Below are 18,726 nucleotides of genomic sequence, written 5' to 3' on the forward strand. Positions count from 1 at the left end.
CCTAGTCCAAAATTTTCATTAAACAACGATAAAAAAGTGTCCGTATTTGAGACTGGACCAGGGATATACCTTCCAAGTTCTAACGGGCCAAATCCAATATACGGACGTGAAACATACGCATTGGCATTGCCTCGAAGTTGATATTGAATGTATGCATTTACTGCACCACTAGGAACCGTAAATGATTTGGTATATGACGTCCATGGTTGAGGTTTTGTAATAGTTCCAGCTAAAGAACCGCTGCTATAATCGCCAACTTGGTTCCCATTTTTATCCATAAATACCACATAAACAATTAAATAATCATTACTGGTCGTGCCCATAGATCTAACAAATATATCAACATTTGCATAAATTGTTGTAATAGCTCTTACGTCAATTGGTTGACTAGTTATGAATGCATATTTATTACCCTCTCCAGTATTGTTAATACCAATAGATGGAATACTTTTATATCTAGTTGCGGCACTATAATACCAGTCTTTAGCACTTCCTTTAGAACCTTTAAAATTAGTTGTAGTCCACCATTTCACACCTTCAGTCAAGCTAGAATCAATCACTAAATTAGCCTTTGAAACATCTAGCATTATGCCATCAGCTGTCTGTGATATTGTGCTCTTAAGACCACTTTCAGAGCTTTTAATTTGGCTCGTCGTGAAATCTTTACTTTGCGTCAATGTATTGGTATCACCACTTTTACGATCCTTTATTTCTTGCTGAATCGCACTGTCTAATTGTGTTCTAGTTGCTGACAATCCAGTCGTTGGATTGTTGACAACACTGGCAATGCTGTCTGCTTTCTGTGTAACATTACTAATCTTGCCTTCTAAGCCCGTCACTGTAGATGTAATGCGGTCATCAAACAAAGCAAGTGTAGTATTACTATTAGATACTGGACCAGGGATATAGTTTCCGACATCTAGGGGGCCAAATCCAATATACGGACGTGAAACATATGCATTTGCATTACCTCGAAGTTGATATTGCATATAGGCTTTAGTAGCACCTTCAGGAATCTCAATGTTTTTTGCATGCGATTCCCATTTTCCATCTGTCGTCCTTTGATAAGTTCCAGTAAGATTAAATTGAGCGAGCATGTTGCCTGTCTGGCCCACAAATACCACATAGACAATCAAATAGTCTGAAGATTCTGCACCTATTTTTTGAACCCGCACATCAACATTGGCATATAACTGTTTAGATTTATTGGCAACATTAATGGGTTGACTTACAACAAAAGCATAACCCGCGTCTTCATTTGTGTTATTAATCCCTAAAGAATAAATCCCTTGATCAAGCGTGAGACCAGCCCAATACCAGCCATTCTTTGCCGTATTTGGATTGCCCTTCCAGTTTCCTGATTTCCACCAACTCATTTTTTCGATCAAACTTGAATCAACAATCAAGTTCTGACGTCCAACATTCGCCATAATGCCATCCGCAGTTTGATTAATCGTTGATTTCAAACCTTTTTCAGAATTTTCAATTTGACTAGTCGTAAAATTCTTACTTTGAGTTAGGGTATTTGTATCACCAGTTTTGCGATCTTTAATTTCCTGTTGAATCGCATTATCTAATTGCACTCGAGTTGCTGATAAACCTGTTGACGGGTTGTTAACGATGCTTGTAATACTATCCGTTTTGATTTCAACCTTTGAGATTTTTTGCGACGCATCCTGCATTGCTTCTTGTTTCGCTTTATCAATACGTGGTTGAACAGTCTGTAAATCTTTGGTAACTTGCTGGTTCAATGCATCAACTTTTTGTTGCGATGTATCAATAGCATCTTTTTTTGCTGCATCAATTTTGGGTTGAATCTCAGCTAATCCACTGTTAACTGTTTTTTCAAGCTCTCCAATATTCTCATTCGTCTTTTGGTTTAATTGTTCAGAATATTCTTTAGCTTTTTGAAGTGCATCATTTACTTCGTTTTGAATGCGTTCCCCGGTAGCCGGATCAAGAACTAGAACCCATTCTCCTTTTTCATATCGATAAACTTCAACATCACCGTTAGGTAATTCCTTAAACCACAAGTCACCTTCTTTAGCGCTAACAGGTTTTTTATCAGAGTAGAAAGTCCTTGTCCCATCACCGTTTTGCATGGCCCATAATGACTTATCATTTGCGCTTGAACTACTTGAAGATATAGATTTAATTTTACTTTCAAGGCTCTGCCCCGACATGTTATCACCCAGAGATAATTGTGCATTCTTGGGTGATAATAAATCATATTTAATCTTAAAAACTCGCGTCTTAAAATCTAAATCCCGGTTATCATTGCGTTTCACAACTACCGTATCACCCAAATTCAATTGATGACCATCTACAACTTGTGCCTGATACTCCACTTGAATATGATTGATCTCATTTAGACGACGGTATGCAGCTTTAATTAGTTGCTCAGGTTCTTCAATATCTTCAAATACTTCTACCAAGTATCGGTTGGTGCCATCTAATTGTCCAAACTTGGCCTTAGCATTCGGATCAATCAACACCTCACTTTTAAGTGGTTTATCTAACGGATTCCCTTTACTTTTAGACCAAGCAACATTGGCGATTGTTATTCTTCGACCGTAACCATCTGGCGTATCAGGGTTCTCGTCTTCAATCAATTCCCCCTTTCCACGAGGAACAATAGCCGTGTATATCGTACCTAAATTAGCTTCTTTAGAAACGTCAACAAGATTATTACCATACTCAAATCTATAGCCATTATCTGACCCTTGTTGATTTAAATATTCAATGTATCGACCAGTAATTTTATTTCCTTCAATAGTTATATAAAATGAAATTTCGCCTTTGGCCAACTCTAGAATTTTTTGAAGAGCTTCAAAGGGTGAAATATAATAAAAATTTGTAGAATAAGAGCCATCCACATTACATTTAGCTAAAGACCACGGTGTACCACTAATGGCAATGCTTACTAACTCTCCAGGCGTACGTTTTTGTGGACGTACATCTTTAATGTATTTGTAAGTTGCTAGTTCTGTATATGCCATTTCAGACGCTTGATATTCAACAGTTTCAGCTTTATTGAACACGTCGCCCAACATCAAAAATGAATATTTTTCAATTTGATTAGGATAAGGAACCGCAACATACATCGCATCATCCGGTAACTTCAATTCTTTTGGGAGACTAAAGGTTAATTCATCAGCACTATTAATCGCCTCTTCTAGGTGCATTTCAATAAACGCATCATCTCCGTAAGCTTTTAATAATTTCTGTGAATTATTAAATACATATAACATTAAATCACCTTCTCCCGGTACTGAATTTTTAGGTCATCGACCGTATTACTAGAAATTTTCATGCCGTTTACCAACTTTAAATCTGCCACATTTGAAGCGATCGTTAAGTGTTGATACTCATTCACACCACTTCTCGTTATGGTATTATTCTTCAGATTAATGACAATCACTTGTCCCGCAGGGTATGCAATGTCAAATTCAATCCGATATTTGTTATCGAACAAAATTGTTGGTTTCCCTTTAGTTGTTGTCGTCAGGGTAATCACATCTGGTTTAACCGGAGACGATACATTTAATCCATCTATTATTAATCCGCCAGTTTTCGTTTCAAGCATTTTGGTACCGCTATATTTATATGGATCAGACGCTTCAATCGTAAACGAACCCACTGGTGTTGTTGAATCACCCGAGGGTAAATTAAAGTCTACAACTGTTCCATAGCGCGTGTATTCAAGCTCGTCACCAAATTTAAAAGGCACCGCTTCTCCTTGGAGCAGTGCCTTTAATTTATCGGATAATTGATTAAGTTTTTTCTTGTCTGCAGCCTTAAGTAGAAAATTGACCCCGATTTGACGAGAATTCAAAAAAGCATTTAATACAATATCACCATCCCTTGGCGCATCTACTTTATTAACTTTACGTGAATAATTATCACGGCCAGTTGAATCTAACGTTAAATATTCAGGGATTTTTTGTTCTAAATCAACGCCGTTCCATATCAATCCTTGTTCGGTCTTCATGCTCACTCCTAAAAACTATTATTATTCCGTTGTGTAATTCTTTGACCGCTTCTATTATTTAGCGCATCAATCAATTCATTAACTGTGTTTTGAGATATAGCATTCCCATTTCCTGCCGTTCCTGAATTTGCCAATTCTAAGAGCTGAACAATCTGCCCTAGTCCACTATTTGAAGTTTGATTAAGTTGCTTTAACAAACTAACAACATCCGCATTAGGCGCTGTATTTACCTGATTTTTCCCAACTTGGCTTAAGCTTTGCACATCATCCATATTTCTACGAGCATCCAAAATTTGTTTCGTATCTGTAGCGTTGTAAATGGTAGAACCTGCGGGAAGATTAATATTACGATTACGCCCTGAAAATAGCATTTCTTGGCCATTCGGCTTAACGATCAATTCCTTATATAGGCTTCCTTTTTGGTCATTGACGGTAACATCTCCACCCGTAAAGTTTGGATCACCACCAGCTCTGAAGTGTTTCGTAATGACGTTAATATAACGTGTAACATTGTGAACGCTATTCAGAGCTTGTTTTGCCCAAGAAACAGCACCGCCACCCTGCCAACTAGCATTTATTCGCTTCGTTGGTACTGACTTACCATTATATGATGAAATGGCATTTCTACCACTAGAACTGGCGCTTCGAGCACTGGATGAATCCCCTCTTAAATGTTTCGTATTAGGGTTCGTACCATTAAACCGATTAATCCCATCTTTACCGCTCTTTGAAGCATTGTCCACATTACTAGAATTACCATTTAGCTTCTTAAGTTTTGGATTCGTACCATTGAAACTTTTGATACTTCCTTTTCCTTTATTAGAAGCTTTATCAACGCTTGATGAATTACCGTTTAATTTCTTGGTTTTAGGATTAGTTTTATTAAAACTATTAACACTTGACTTACCTTTTTTACTAGCATTATCTACATTTTTTGAATTACCTTTCAAGATTTTCATATTGGGATTAGTTCGGTTAAAGTTTTGAATACTTTTCTTTCCACCCAAAGTCGCTTTTTGAACACTGGCGTCTTTCCCGCGTAGAATCTTCATGCTTGTAGGTGTGTTGTTGTAGTCTTTAATATTAATCTTTGCCTCACTCAAAGCGTGTTTAGCATTTTCATTGTTAGCCAATAACTCTTTCACATCCGTGGGCAGGGCATTCCAATCTGATTGGCTTTTGATTGCCGCCTTAAAGTTTTCTGATGAATAATCTTCAGTCAACAATTTCTTCGTTGCTGGCTTTAAGTTATTCCAACCATCAATCTTCATTTTGCTGGCGTCGGTCACCATTGGTGCATTTGATTCGGTGATCAGCTTTTTAATTGGTGCTGGTGCATTTTTCCATTCACCAATTTTTTTCAATCCCTTTTCAATCTCTTCGGGCGTGTTTGAAGTCGTAATAATCTTTTTAGCTGGAATGGACATCTTATTGAAAGCATTAATCGTGCTTTTATCGGTTGCAATCTTTTGACCAACATTACTATTAATAGTCGCCTTCTTTTCCGCAATCGATAGTTTGTTCCATTTACCTGTCTCTAACGCCGCTTCTAAAAACACCTTACGTGCATTAGATCCAACTTTAGCTTGCTTGGCAGCTAGAACTAAGTTGTTCCAGTTCTTACCGGAAGCCATGGCTTTTTCAACCTCTTCTTTGGCGTTAGTCTTGACTTTTCCTGTCTTCTCGTCAAACACTAAACCATTCCATTGTTGAACCGCACTGCGGGTCTTTTCACTCATCTTTGAGGTTGAATCAATCACCATTCCGGCACTCTTGTTAGCTCCATTGGACATCTTTTCATACGCTTTTTGAGCATCATTTAAAGAGACGCCCATAAGTCCGAATTGCAACTCCATCTCATTAGTAGACATCCCGTTTGCTTTCATCAATTCATACATACGACCAATCATGCCATCTGTTGACTTTGCATGCTGTGAATCCAATTCTTTTAAAGCTGCGTGATATGCTTTTGAATCAATGATACCGGCATCATATGCTTTTTTGATTCCTTCTCGTTGCTTATTATAGGCTTGTTCTGTTTTTTCTAACGTTCCCCGAATGTTTTCGACAGCCTTCGTTCGCGAACTACGTGACATATTATCAACATCCGTATTTAATGCTGCTAGTACCTCTTTTTGCTTTTTACCACTTAGGCCCAGCGATCGCACTGCTAATTCATTCATCTTTTCTCGGGCATTATTAACATAAGTTTGTTGTTCTAGTGTAAGCTTTCCTTTTTGGTTTTCAATTTTACCAACTGTATCAGCCAACTTCTTCGCTTCATCAACTCGCTTGTTATTGGCATCTTGTTCTGCTCTAATAGCTTTTTCCATAACCGCACGTACTTCTGGTGGATAATCCTTTAAAGATTTTTCAAGCGCAGAATTAGTTTTCTTCGCCGCTTTTTCAACAGCCCCCGCAAGCTTATCAAACGCATCTCCCACATCTTTTGAAGCGGTTCGACCATCATTTCCAGTTTTAGCTAAAGCATCACTAATACCTTGTTGAGCATGTTGTACACCATCTAGACCTTTAGCTGCCCCTGCGCTCACGCCATCTCCCCAACGAGTTGCATATACATGGTCAGCAAATAATTTACCTGTAAGGGCCAACCCCCCGCCTAACAGAGCAAGGCCTCCTACTACACCTAAAGTGACCGGGTTCAATGCTCCAAGTAGGCCTGCCGCTTTTCCAGCTCCCATTCCTAGAACTGCCATTTTTCCGCTTGTCGCGCCTGCGGTTCCCCCTAATGCAGCAATGGTTTGTGCTGCTGCTGCGCCGGCTCGCATCCCTCTAAAAGCCGCAATCATTTCAACTGTACCAGTGGTTAACTTTCCGAATATCATTAATGTTGGTCCTGCAGCAACGGCCAACAATCCCATTTGAACGAGAATCCGTTGTGCAGTGGGATTCAACTCACTAAACTTATCCGCCAACATTCCAACAAAGTCTGCCAATTCACGAATAGTTGGAGCTACTTGTCCAGCAATTTTAATTCCGGCAGTCTCTAACGATCCCATCATTTGTTCAATAGATGCCTTGGCATTATCTTGCATGGTTCGAGCCATTTTATCAGCCGCACCATCTGAATTTTTCAAGCTGTTTGTCAACTTATCATATTTACCTGGCGTTGTGCCTACTAATGCCATCATTCCTGATAAAGCTTCTTTACCAAACAATGTTGTTAATGCGGCAGCCTTAGTTTTATCATCAACACCACCTAACTTGCCTTGTAATTCTTTCAAAATAATGCCGAACGGCTTCATCTTTCCAGACGCATCAAAGAAAGAAAGCCCATATTCGTTCATTGTGTCCGTCATCGCTGCTGTCGGCTTAGCTAATCTTGTAAGGGCACCACGCAAAGTGGTTCCAGCTTGACTCCCCTTAATACCGTTATCCGACATAACTCCAATAGCTGCTGCTGTTTCTTCAACAGACATTCCTAACTGATGAGCAACAGGCGCAGCGTATTTCATCGCTTCACCCATATCAGCAGTTTCAGCATTAGTTTTTGCTGCCGCTTCTGCAAACACATCTGCCATGTGACCAGCTTGGCTTGCATCCATACCAAAGGCTCGCATTGTTGATGCTGCAACATCAGCAGACGCAGCAACGTCTCCACCTGACACCGCTGCTAAGTCTAGAACCCCGGGCATTGCTTGCATAATTTCTTTAGCATTAAATCCTGCGGAAGCCATGTTTTCCATACCTTTTGATACTTCGGTCGCACTGAAGGCAGTTTTTTTACCTAAATCTAAAGCTTGCGCTGTCAACTGCTTCATTTCTCCAGCGGATGCACCAGAAACAGCTTTCACTCGACTCATACCTTCTTCAAAGTTAAATCCTGTTTTCAAAGCAGCGACTCCAACTGCTCCCAATGGGACAGAGACATGTTTAGTTAACTTTCCCCCTATTTCAGTTGCACCAGTACCAAGCTTATACATCGTCCCCGTGACACCGGTAGTTTTTGTTTGCATCACTGCCATTTCTTTTGATGTAGCAACAAACTCATTTGAATAACCATTCAGTTTAGCTTTGCTTTCATCATAAGCAGTCCGGAGTTTTTGTTGTTCCCCGGCGGTTAGCTTTGACATCTTACTGCTATCGCCCAATACACTATTATATTTTTGAGTGATCTTTGCTTGATCTTGGATAGAATTTGATAACATTCTCAACTTAGCTTGATTAACCGCTAATTCTTGTCCACCTCGACGAACAGCAGAAGAAAAACTAGAAAACTGTCGTACCCCGCCTTTTAAATCTCTTTCGATTTTATTAACGCCATCCGACACACCAGCGCCATCTAGGCCAACCTTAATTTTAAGCTTTCCTAAATCCATATCTCCTGCTGCCATATTTTTACCCTCCTGTTATATTTCACCAATATCCTCAGCCGACATCTTACTAAAATCAACCGTCTTTTTCTCTTTTGTTTCTTCGCTCTTTTTATCAGACAACAATTTCATTAATAAACGTGTATCAGATTCCAAAACATCATTAATCGAGAAATTAGGCATGTTTCTCACGACCGAAGCTAACAAATCTTCTAACATCTTAATGGTCTTAGAAATTTGTTTTTTGGCTTCAGAAGGGCTTAGTCTTTTCCCGAATCGTTACTTCCGTCTGCTTTGCTGTACTGATTCATTACAATTTCTTGAACATCAACAATTAGCTTATCCATAGCATTTGCATTATCGAGCAGTGCATCATACGTGACTTCTTTGTTATCAAATAAATCTGCAATTAATTGAATACGTCGTTCAAAAATTTCAATATCTGATAAAGGAGCCGTAGTTTCTGGGATTTCGCCAACTTCCTTCCCTTTACCTAAATCATCAAAGTACTTAAATAACTTTTGTTGATTATCGACCATCTCTGCGATCTCTTCCTCTAACTTAAGCCAATCCAAGACTTTACGAAGTGGAATAAATGTTTGAGTCACCGTATTAAATTCACCGGTCTTTTTGTCCCATAGCCGTACTTTCAGTGTTTTAGTCATGATAATAATTCCTCCATTTATTTATGTATGCCGGAAAAATCCGGCGATTGTTACTTTGCAGGAGCTGCAGGAATGGTTGGCTTTTCAAATCCTAGAACTGTAAACAAATGTTCTTTACCAGCATCATCTCCAATATGAGTTGCAACTGTATTTCCATTAAAATCTTTGTCATCAGAAATCAAAGTTTGTGCAGTGAACACATACTCCGCACCTTCTGGCTTAAACTCTTCATCTGGATCAATGCTGTCTGCTCCAGTCTTTTCACGACGGAATACACCACGCAAGACCGAAATATAAACAGGCGTTCCATCATCCAAATGTGATTCGGCAATAAAGGCCGCTTCAGGCGCCTCAGTTTCCTTTCCAATCAATGAAGTACCGTCCGTTGTGGTCTTACGTCCCAACATTAAGTTTTCACGTTCAAAAGGAACATCCAACAACGTTAGATTAGCAGTGACCTTTCCAACACCCTTACGTGCTAAATAGTAAGTGATATCAGAAGCTGCTACCGTAGTAGGCTCTTTAGACAAGCCTTCAATTTCAAGCTTTTGCGTTCCACCTTCACCAGCCTTTCCTTCAATTACGAAGTACTCAGGCGTTGATCCGGTATACAAAAAGACATGTAACCGTTCAAACCCATATAAAATACCACTGTGTAAAGTTAGTGATTGTGCCATGTTTTATTCTCCTCTGTTAAAAAATCTATATCGCCTTGCAGCGACATATAAGTAATCAATGCGATCAGAAAAGGCATCCCCAATTCTGAGAATGCCTTTGTCCATCAATAAGTTTTCTATTCTATCTGAAATATCAATCACATCAGCAAAACTATTTCCCTCCACATTAATTTGAAACTCAAATCTCCGCTTACTTGGAATATTGCTGGCCCATTCTTCCGGGCTTCCGAAATCACCCGGAATTAAAATAATTTGTGAACCATCTTGAACAGGAGCAACATCTTCATTCATGAAGAATTTCGCTTTTTTCCCTTCCGTCAAGTTCAGAATTTCCTTATTTTGATTGATAGTAGTTAAAATATCAGGAATTGTTAACGATTTAATATCTTTAATACCTCCTGTCTTGCAATTAAACGCGCTTGAACCCCAATTGGATTAACCGACCTTTGAATTGATCCTAGCCCTTTGGGATAAATACGATGAAGTGCCCCATTTTTACGTCTGGTATATCCAAATTCATTCAAATGAACTAATTTAACACGTTGTTTTGGACCACTCCATCCGATGTCAGCGTATGTAACACCGGCCAATGGCGCTCGTACCCTATAAGTTGTTTCTTTAACTGTCGCTCCTGTATCGGCATACCCTTTTTCAGCTGCCTTCACAATCTTAGCTCCCGACTGACCAGCCTTTTTAGCAAAGCCATTTGAAGCTTCCAAAATTGCACCACGACCTAATTTGCGCTCCAAATTGTTAAAGATACTATCTAAGCCTTCAACTTTAAACTCAGTTTTCCCCATCTTTGGCCTCTGTAAATTGTCCTTTTGCTTGCGTATGTCGTTTGACTAAAAGTTTGAGATATCGGCCATTTTGGATATCTGGAATAATTTCATCCACATCAAAATAACCAACTCCCAACCGTTTATCGTCGATGCGCAATATTAGAGACGTGTCGACAGTAATTTCATTAGACTGCGGTAATATAACAGTCAAACTGGTTTCTGACATTCGTGATCCCAAACTTTCAATGTCTTTCATCGATGGTTTATACACCAATGCCAAATTTTGACTGATTAAATGTAGTAAATACCTCACCCCGGAAAAACCACCATCATCCATTTCTTCTTTTCTGAACAATTTAACAGGCGTGTTTAATTCGTTTGATTGATATCTTAAGTTACGCGTTCGCTGTCTTTTGTTCAGCAACGTGTTCACCCCCATCCATTAATGCCAAATCATTAATTTCGGTTCGATAGTTCTCGAAAAAGAACTCAGCCTGATCATTAAACACATACATGGCTCTAGTTAAAATTAAATTACGATAGGTCGCATTTTCAAGATTTGTCACACCAGTAAATTGTGTAACAACTTCAACCGAAGCATCTAAAATGTCTTTTAGCATTTCATCTTCCTCATCATGAAATATATGCAATCGCTTTTTTAACATTTTTAGCAGTGCAAGTGCATCAGTTGGCTCGCTCAATTCTTTATACTCCATATCTGCCTCCTTAATTAGAAATCAACGCCAATAACTCTGCCTTACGTGTAACCCCCGTATGGTCTATGTGCTGTTGGTCTAAATAATCTATAATTTCAGCGACAGTATTACTGCTACTTAGCGCCACTTTCTGTGGGTGTAGTGCTTGAGCCTGCACCCCCTAATACTTGAGGCAAAGTAATCTTATAAAGACGAGACGCTTTATTATCAATAGCCTTTCCGTATGCAAATTGCTTTGCAATGTTTAGATTCATATCTTCCATTGCCAAAGTTTGGTCATAATTTGAAATCGTCAAACCACCACCAATTGCTGCATCGTATCGGCTTGGGATATACGCAATCGCTTCTCCCTTTTCCACCCCAGTTGCAGGCACTACCTTGATGCCCAAAGGATAGTTTTCAACATAAACGCCTGCCGCATTTTGCATCATAAATGTTCCACGCAAGATGTGATAATCAGCAGGACTGACTGCCAAGTTGACCACATTATCAACAGGTAGCATCTTTCCACTTTCAGTAATTGCCAAATCCTGGGCCATTTGAGCAACATCTTGAATAACCTTATCGTGATCAGAAAAATCAATTGTTCCGGCAGCGGTCTTCTTAGGATAAGTTGTAACACCATTGGCCACTTGTCCCTTTGAAATGTCCATCGCCAGACCGATTGGACGATTAGACCCATCACCATTAATAAAGGCTTCTTCTAGCGCAACCGCCATTGCTTCAGTAATTTGAGTAGTAACAAATTTCTTAATCCATTCAGGACCAAAGTCAGTCAGATCCTTTGGAATTGCAATAAAGGCAGTTAACTTATGGTGCAACGCATCTTCTGTTACAAATGTAGCATCCAATTGCCCCTTAATGTCGCCGAAAATGTCGCCCCATACTGCATTACCTGATGTATCAGCCTTAATAACTTTCATACGCAAGCCAGTATTTTGCATATTCAAAGTTGCTAAGAATGGGTGATCTTCAGTCAGACCATTAAACACTTCATTAATGGTGTCTTCAGGCAACACTTGTGTATCTTTAGTTCCAACATTTGTATTAATATCTGCAAAGAATTTGCGTTCTTCAGCAGTCATCTTTACGTCTGCTGCCTTACCAGATTGTGCATCAGCAACCATATCGACTACCATGGCGTTAATCTTTTCTTCAAATTGCTCTTGTGGCGTTTTTTCTAAATTCATAATATTCTCTCCTTAATAATTAGGCTTCAAGGCCAAACATCTTTGAAAATGCATCCGCAACAATCTTTTCTACATCGGATTGTGCCACAGGCTTTTCAACTTCTGGTTTCTTTTCATCATCTTCCTTCGGGTCTGCCTTCTTGGTCAATGCCTTTTCAATAGCTGCCAAATGCGCATCAATTGACTTCAATACATCCGCGTTGTTTACTTCTGGGGTCTTATCTTCATCCATGATTTTATCCTTCATTTCTGCCACCAATTGGCTAGTTTCTTCATTTTCAAACATCATGCTATCTGCAAAGCCTAGATTTACAGCTTGTCCGGCTGTCATCCAAGTTTCTTGAGACATCATGTTCTCAATTTCCTGTCGTTCTAACTTAGTTTTAAGGGCATACACATTTAGCATCCCTTGATTAATCGTTTCTAAAAATGCATCACTACTAGCGTTCCGTGTTGACGCATTATGAATCATAATGAACGCCGATGGACTAATAGCCACACTATTTCCCGCCATAGCTATAATACTTGCAGCACTTCCCGCCAATCCTACAACTTTAACGTTAATATTTTTTTCTGATGTTCGAAGTGTGGCATATATCTCACTACCAGCCATCACATCTCCACCACCCGAATTAATAAACACATCAAGAGAATCGGCTTCTTCATTAGCCAAGGCTTGTTTTACATCAGCTGGAGATGTCACTGTTTTACCGGATTGCCTAGCCATCACTGCAGTTTCATCATCCACAATTGTTCCTTTAATCTCCAGAATCTTCATCACCTCCCTTCATTGCATAATTCTTAGTTACAAACAATTGATCTCCACCTTCAATAGGTGGCAAATCATAAAAATCGGCGACCATATTGCGAGTTAATACACCCGACGAAATTAATTTTTCTACTTGTTCCGCTTCATCCAAAATCGAATGGTCTTTTTTAAAGGACATCGAAACATCTACTGCTAACTTTTTAGATACTTCACTTTCAAGCAAATGTTTAATTGGTCGGACAACATTTTGACGATACAAGGAGAGAGCTCCTGTATTATCAGCTTGCGTCCCAAATAACAATGCTGCAGGAACACCAAGAGCACTCGCAATATCAGATACAACCATCTGCTTTAATTTCGTAATTTCATCTGTTCCGCTCGTCGCATTAACATTACCTTGACTAGACTTTTCTTCATAGGTTAGGCCTTTTAACTCGGGGAATACTGCCACTTGATTATTTGAAATAGACCTGCGAATCTTTTCAATAACGTTGTTGATATTTTCAGACTGCCCATCCTTGGCTAGATTTCCATTCGCATCAACTGACAAAACAGCTCGTAACTGATTTTTCAATTTTGCATTTCCTAAAACATAACTATAAAGTGTATCGAGTTCTCGATTCATGCCACTAAAAACAGATTGCCAGTTTTCAGAACTTAGCGTAATGTGCCACACATCTTCAGCTTGGAACACCCTTTGAAACGTAAACTCGTTCACTCTGACATGTTTATATTTATCACCAAAATTAGTCCATTCTTCTGTATCAAATGAATCAGCAACTAACAAATCCTTAGAATCGTTCAATATCACCAAAACTTCATTATCAGTAATTAACTTATATACAATGTCTCGCCAAAATTCTGCTGAATTCTGATTCTTATTTGGTTTTAAATTCAACCGCTTATCAATAAGTTCATTACCACTCATGACTTTGACTTCCATAAAAGTTCGAGCTATAAAATTAGCCGCAATAGTCTTCCCGTAATCATTAAGAGTGCCTTTAACATCATCAAAGAAGTTTTCAAATATTACATCCGTTTCTTTGTCATAGGATGGATCACGCGCATTAGCATTAAACAACTTATTCCAAATTCCCATCTAGAAATTCACCTCCATCATCAAGTTTATCGATTCATCTAAATTGAATGACTCTTCCAATTCATCAGCTCGATAGAGTGCATATAAAAACGCCATAAAACCATCAGTTTTACGACGTCGTTCTTCTTTCTTTAAATATTCGCGGTTACCATCGGGCTTTACTTTGACTAACACATTCCATGTATACCAACGCATAATTGGCACATCTCCCCAAGCAAATTCACGATTAGCGAACCCAGCCTCAACTCTTGGTGCAAGCAATGATGTTACAGAACGTGGGCTTCTAATGACATCAAAATTATCAAATCCTGCATTTAAGAAGGCTTGTCTTAAAAAGTCTGCTCTAAAAGTATCAATCACAATCCTTGTAATCTGATATATTTCTCTCCGAGTATCAAACCAATCTACTACAACACTAGGCGAAATGATTTCTGAATCTAATATGGTTAAATCACCACGAGACTCCCAATCCTTCAATGGCGCAAATACTCGGCTACCTTTTATCTCAGTTTCTGGCAAATTGTAACCCATATGCGTTTCAACAAATTTCTTAGTAGCAAAACTATGCGTCTTCCACACAAATTTTCCATCAACATTAAATAACAGCCCAACTGCCGTAAAGTCGCGCACACTTGAGAAATCTACAGCTCCAATTGCCATAGCTCCTTGGGGCACTTCAATTTCTACATTAGTTGCCAAAATCTCATCTTTGGTTGCCACACTTTTTGTTGTGTCCGTAGCTGGTAAATTCATACGCTTGGTTAAAAATTCAGCTCGTTGTGAATCGCTCTCTGTCGTTTCTTGATACTGCTTCTTCACCTTATTAAATAATCTCTTGCCATAATCTGACAGCGGTTTAACAAACATAGGATTGGCTAACTCCCAATTATCTGGATCATCTAATTGCTTTTCATCATCGAGTTGAGCAATTATGGGTAACAATGTATCCATCGGCCTATCACCATTCAAAACTTTGTCAGCCAAATCTAGTTTTTTATCCATGAATCCACCACGAACATATCCCATTGAACCAATCATAATAGACCGTGACTCAGGCACTTTACCCAGTCCAGACTCGAAAACATTGACAATCGCGTCACTTTCGTAAGCGTGTATTTCATCAAAGACAACTAAACTATCTCGCTTACCGTCTTTAGTTTTGACGTTAGACGTACGGGGCGTGATTTTCCCATGCATCGTTTTACTTGCAATCGATTTTTTTAAACTTTCAAATGAATTATTCATTTGTGGATTGTCATCAATCACTTGGTTAATTTCATCAACTGATGTCATAGCTTGGTCTTCAGAAGTTGCGACGATCCCAACGTTATAGTTCTTAACACCATTCAATTCAGATACCAAGAAAGTCGCAACTGTTGAAAGCCATCCGTTTTTACCTGCACCACGTCCTAAAACCAAGAGAATTCGGTCAAAGAATGGCTCTTTTGTACTTTTACGATATAAAAACAGTAATGCATCACAAAATTTTTGAAAATCAGTATGCGCGAAGAAATACTTATCAGAAAATGCGATTAAATCATCAATTCTTTTGTCATCAAAATATAAATCATCACGAGTTAACACATCATGTTCCAGCCGATTTACCAGCTTAATACGACGTGTATTTAATCTAATTGAGCCATTCTTATAAGATTCAATGTAGTCATTTACATATTTATTGCTGATCATAGCAAGCCACCTCCCTGACTGGAGTTGTTTCCTTGTTCAGCTAAACTTTTTGCATCCAAACCAAGCGTTCTTAAAATAGCATTCATTGCAGTATTAATTTTCTCTTTTTCGGTAACAGCGGGGTTAACTTTACGATATTCTTGTGTACTATTAATGACTGTTATCATGACACCATTTTCTGCAATATCTTTATCAAATTCATCTAGATTTTGCTTAAATTTAACGTATCTAGAAATCATTTCTTGATCATATTCAGTGACCTCTCGTACCTTTTCAATACCGTCATACAGGCTTTTCTCGAATTTAGATTTTGCCATATATCTGTTAACACCCCCCTCCTACTAAATTTTTACGATTTTTGGTGAAATCGAGCCCATCCCCCCGGTTTCCACCGTTCTTCTTTGAGCGTTTTTTCTTAGGGGGGGCTTAGCCGAACCACTCATCAGATTTTTTTCTGTGACTTTTGAGCATGCTCTTGTACTTCTCATGTTTAGCATTGTGGTGTAGCCTGCATAGAACCTGCAAATTATCAGCGTCTAATACTAAGTCTGGTCTATCAATAATTGAATGAATATGATCTACTTCAAGCACTACACCATCTTGTCTATCAGTAGTGATGATGCCATTTGCTTTACATTCCTTACACTCATGATGTTCACGGTCAACTACTTCATCTCTAAGCTTGCGCCATCGCCTTGAGTTATAGAACTTCACTCTGTCTGCTTTATCATAAAATGTTTTAGGTAATTCACTCACATAACATCACCTCCTAATTTTGTGTACAAAAAAAGAGCAACCAACTTAATGATTACTCTTTTCTAAATTTAAATAAGGGATTCGTTTATATTTTTATATTCAATTTTTTGAGCTATTGTTAGCTGGTCAACATTAGATAATTTTTTACGCCATACTTCAGATACGATAAAATCATAAAAATACTTAATATCCTTATTAATTTTCAAGATTGTTTTGTTATTCTTTGTTTTAATTATGTCATTCAAAAAATTAACAACCATTGTATTACTAAATTGACTACGATGAATATTACTTGACGATTTGGCAAATAAATTATTGATATTATTTAGCGGATCTTTGTCTTTAAAATATGGTGTGTCTTTAAGAATTTGCCACATTCTCGAATGATTCATATTAGAAAGTTCTAAAAATGTAATCTGCCCGTCTGCATATTTAACACAAAGTCTCATAGTCCACTCAGCGGCAGACCTCACTGAACTCTCATACGCAACATCACTATAATTCAATAAATAGTACATCAACCACATATATACCGTTCTTACTTCCGTAAGGATTTTTTGAAAATCGTCATCATCAGAAATTCTAATTAAAAAGTCAAAAATATCAATACATAAAATTATGTATTTAATACTTGCTTTCATCGAATTGAGTGGTAAAACAGAGTTTGGAAAGTGATTCTCAGACCAATCAATTACCTTATTAACTTCTTCTTTTTTCTTATTTTCCATATTTATTCATGTCGTCCGAATTGTGTTAATAACTGGTCTACAGTATTTTTCTTGTTGCTTTTTTCTGGTTTTTTTTCATTATTACCTTCTAATTCATATTGGATAATCACTTTCTCAAGTGCGGTAACTAATTTTTTATTTTCTTCAAAAGAATTCTTTTGAACAACTCTAATCATTCTCGCAATAAGCTGAGTTCGACTAGAATAAACATATTCTTTTAAAAATATTCCATTTATTTCCAAAAACTTTTTAATATCTGAATTTTTTGGAAATAAATTTTTTGATAGAATCACTGCGGCAAAACCACCATAAAGTACTAATGAATTAGAATTACCAAAATGTTCCTGATATTTTATAAATTCCCTTAAATCACTTATTTCAGAAGTGAAGTCTCTATTATTTTCCATAATATTTCCTATTTTTCTACTTTTTCAATGAATTCTTTGTATAATTCGTTTAAATCATGCTTAGAATTATTAGCATTCGAATCTGTTATCGTGTATGCCAAATTTTTAGGAAATTCAGAATTATATTTAAAAGCATTGTTAAATTTTGGGACATTGACTAATTTTTCACTATTTAATATATCATCCTTTAAATTAATTTTACCAGTGGTTTCATGCGTTTTTTCAGCTGTAAATACAATACCCAAATTTTTAAGTGGATACTTAAATCTTAGATCATCTTCTTCTTGCACAGCTTGAACAACACTCAAGAGCATATTAACACCTAAAATAGAATAAAATTCTGTCCTAATTGGTATAATATATGCATCACTAGCAATTAAAGCGCCTGTTACATATGATGAATAAGTAGGTGGACAATCAATAAATATATAATCGAATTTCTCTTTTAAATTTTTGGTTCGGATAAATTTTTCTATCCCTATTTCAATAGTCTTACTATCAGTATTTCTTTGTAAAAAATTTATCCCTAGTTCTCCAGGAATAATTGAAAGGTTATCATCTAAATCTAAAATCGCATCACCATAAAGAATATCGCCCGTTTTCGTTTGTTTATAAATATTTGCAATACTCGCCCTGCTGACAATTAATTTTGAATTTGTTTTTTTGTCACTTCGATTTGCACGTTCGATCTCCTCAGCAACTTCTTCAGTTGCGGCGTATCCATATTTTAAAAACAACGACTGCGTTAAATTCATTTGTGGATCCACATCTATTACTAAAACTTTCTTCTTATCTATGGTTGATGCATATACTGCCAGTTCTTTTAACAGAGTAGTCTTACTTACACCACCCTTCATATTTACGAATGAAACAACCTTTCCCATATCTACAATATTCTCCATATCCATTTTTACCTATTATCC

The 18,726-nt window shown here is 37.7% G+C and carries 19 protein-coding genes; all 19 read right to left on the reverse strand.

What is annotated here, in order from left to right; genetic code table 11:
* A partial coding sequence (locus IV67_RS01280; protein WP_157050262.1) for a phage tail spike protein occupies positions 1-3,251 on the reverse strand: 3,251 nt, incomplete at its 3' end.
* Positions 3,251-3,991, reverse strand: a complete 741-nt coding sequence (locus IV67_RS01285) for a distal tail protein Dit (RefSeq protein ID WP_057786349.1) — start codon at positions 3,989-3,991, stop codon at positions 3,251-3,253. The genes IV67_RS01285 and IV67_RS01280, both read right to left, overlap by 1 nt.
* An 8-nt stretch (positions 3,992-3,999) precedes the next feature.
* Complete coding sequence (locus IV67_RS01290) at positions 4,000-8,346, reverse strand: phage tail tape measure protein (protein WP_057786351.1); 4,347 nt, start codon at positions 8,344-8,346, stop codon at positions 4,000-4,002.
* 15 nt (positions 8,347-8,361) lie between these two features.
* Positions 8,362-8,544, reverse strand: a complete 183-nt coding sequence (locus tag IV67_RS01295; RefSeq protein ID WP_057786353.1) for a hypothetical protein — start codon at positions 8,542-8,544, stop codon at positions 8,362-8,364.
* A gap of 41 nt (positions 8,545-8,585) precedes the next feature.
* Positions 8,586-8,990: a phage tail assembly chaperone G gene (gene gpG, locus IV67_RS01300; protein WP_057786354.1), complete on the reverse strand. Its 405-nt coding sequence runs from the start codon at positions 8,988-8,990 to the stop codon at positions 8,586-8,588.
* A 50-nt stretch (positions 8,991-9,040) separates the two neighbouring features.
* Positions 9,041-9,667 (reverse strand): major tail protein, encoded by a 627-nt coding sequence (locus IV67_RS01305; protein ID WP_057786356.1) that lies wholly within the window; start codon positions 9,665-9,667, stop codon positions 9,041-9,043.
* A 3-nt stretch (positions 9,668-9,670) separates the two neighbouring features.
* On the reverse strand, positions 9,671-9,958 hold the full coding sequence (locus tag IV67_RS01310; RefSeq protein ID WP_236698225.1) for a hypothetical protein: 288 nt from the start codon (positions 9,956-9,958) through the stop codon (positions 9,671-9,673).
* Positions 9,959-10,038: 80 nt separating this feature from the next.
* Entirely contained in the window at positions 10,039-10,467 is a 429-nt protein-coding gene (locus IV67_RS01315) for a hypothetical protein (protein WP_057786360.1), read from the reverse strand.
* Entirely contained in the window at positions 10,454-10,786 is a 333-nt protein-coding gene (locus IV67_RS01320; protein ID WP_057786362.1) for a hypothetical protein, read from the reverse strand. The genes IV67_RS01315 and IV67_RS01320 overlap by 14 nt, the downstream gene beginning before the upstream one ends.
* A gap of 58 nt (positions 10,787-10,844) precedes the next feature.
* The gene (locus IV67_RS01325; RefSeq protein WP_057786365.1) at positions 10,845-11,165 is read right to left on the reverse strand and encodes a head-tail connector protein; all 321 of its coding nucleotides are present in this window, start codon (positions 11,163-11,165) and stop codon (positions 10,845-10,847) included.
* Positions 11,166-11,278: 113 nt separating this feature from the next.
* Entirely contained in the window at positions 11,279-12,355 is a 1,077-nt protein-coding gene (locus IV67_RS01330) for a phage major capsid protein (RefSeq protein WP_057786367.1), read from the reverse strand.
* 19 nt (positions 12,356-12,374) lie between these two features.
* A complete protein-coding gene (locus IV67_RS01335) occupies positions 12,375-13,133 on the reverse strand; it encodes a head maturation protease, ClpP-related (protein WP_057786370.1) in 759 nt (252 codons plus the stop codon).
* Positions 13,114-14,223, reverse strand: coding sequence for a phage portal protein (locus tag IV67_RS01340; protein ID WP_057786372.1), 1,110 nt, complete (start codon positions 14,221-14,223; stop codon positions 13,114-13,116). Before IV67_RS01340 ends, IV67_RS01335 begins: the two co-directional genes overlap by 20 nt.
* Complete coding sequence (locus IV67_RS01345; RefSeq protein WP_057786374.1) at positions 14,224-15,912, reverse strand: terminase large subunit domain-containing protein; 1,689 nt, start codon at positions 15,910-15,912, stop codon at positions 14,224-14,226.
* Positions 15,909-16,229, reverse strand: coding sequence for a P27 family phage terminase small subunit (locus tag IV67_RS01350; RefSeq protein WP_057786376.1), 321 nt, complete (start codon positions 16,227-16,229; stop codon positions 15,909-15,911). The genes IV67_RS01345 and IV67_RS01350 overlap by 4 nt, the downstream gene beginning before the upstream one ends.
* A gap of 109 nt (positions 16,230-16,338) precedes the next feature.
* Complete coding sequence (locus IV67_RS01355; RefSeq protein ID WP_057786378.1) at positions 16,339-16,668, reverse strand: HNH endonuclease; 330 nt, start codon at positions 16,666-16,668, stop codon at positions 16,339-16,341.
* Between the two features lie 68 nt (positions 16,669-16,736).
* Positions 16,737-17,396 (reverse strand): hypothetical protein, encoded by a 660-nt coding sequence (locus tag IV67_RS01360; protein WP_057786380.1) that lies wholly within the window; start codon positions 17,394-17,396, stop codon positions 16,737-16,739.
* 2 nt (positions 17,397-17,398) lie between these two features.
* A complete protein-coding gene (locus IV67_RS01365) occupies positions 17,399-17,803 on the reverse strand; it encodes a hypothetical protein (protein ID WP_057786382.1) in 405 nt (134 codons plus the stop codon).
* 8 nt (positions 17,804-17,811) lie between these two features.
* Complete coding sequence (locus IV67_RS01370) at positions 17,812-18,705, reverse strand: ParA family protein (protein WP_236698226.1); 894 nt, start codon at positions 18,703-18,705, stop codon at positions 17,812-17,814.
* Positions 18,706-18,726: the final 21 nt, after the last annotated feature.

It is taken from the genome of Weissella minor, assembly GCF_001437425.1.
GTDB classification, from domain to species: Bacteria; Bacillota; Bacilli; order Lactobacillales; family Lactobacillaceae; genus Weissella; species Weissella minor.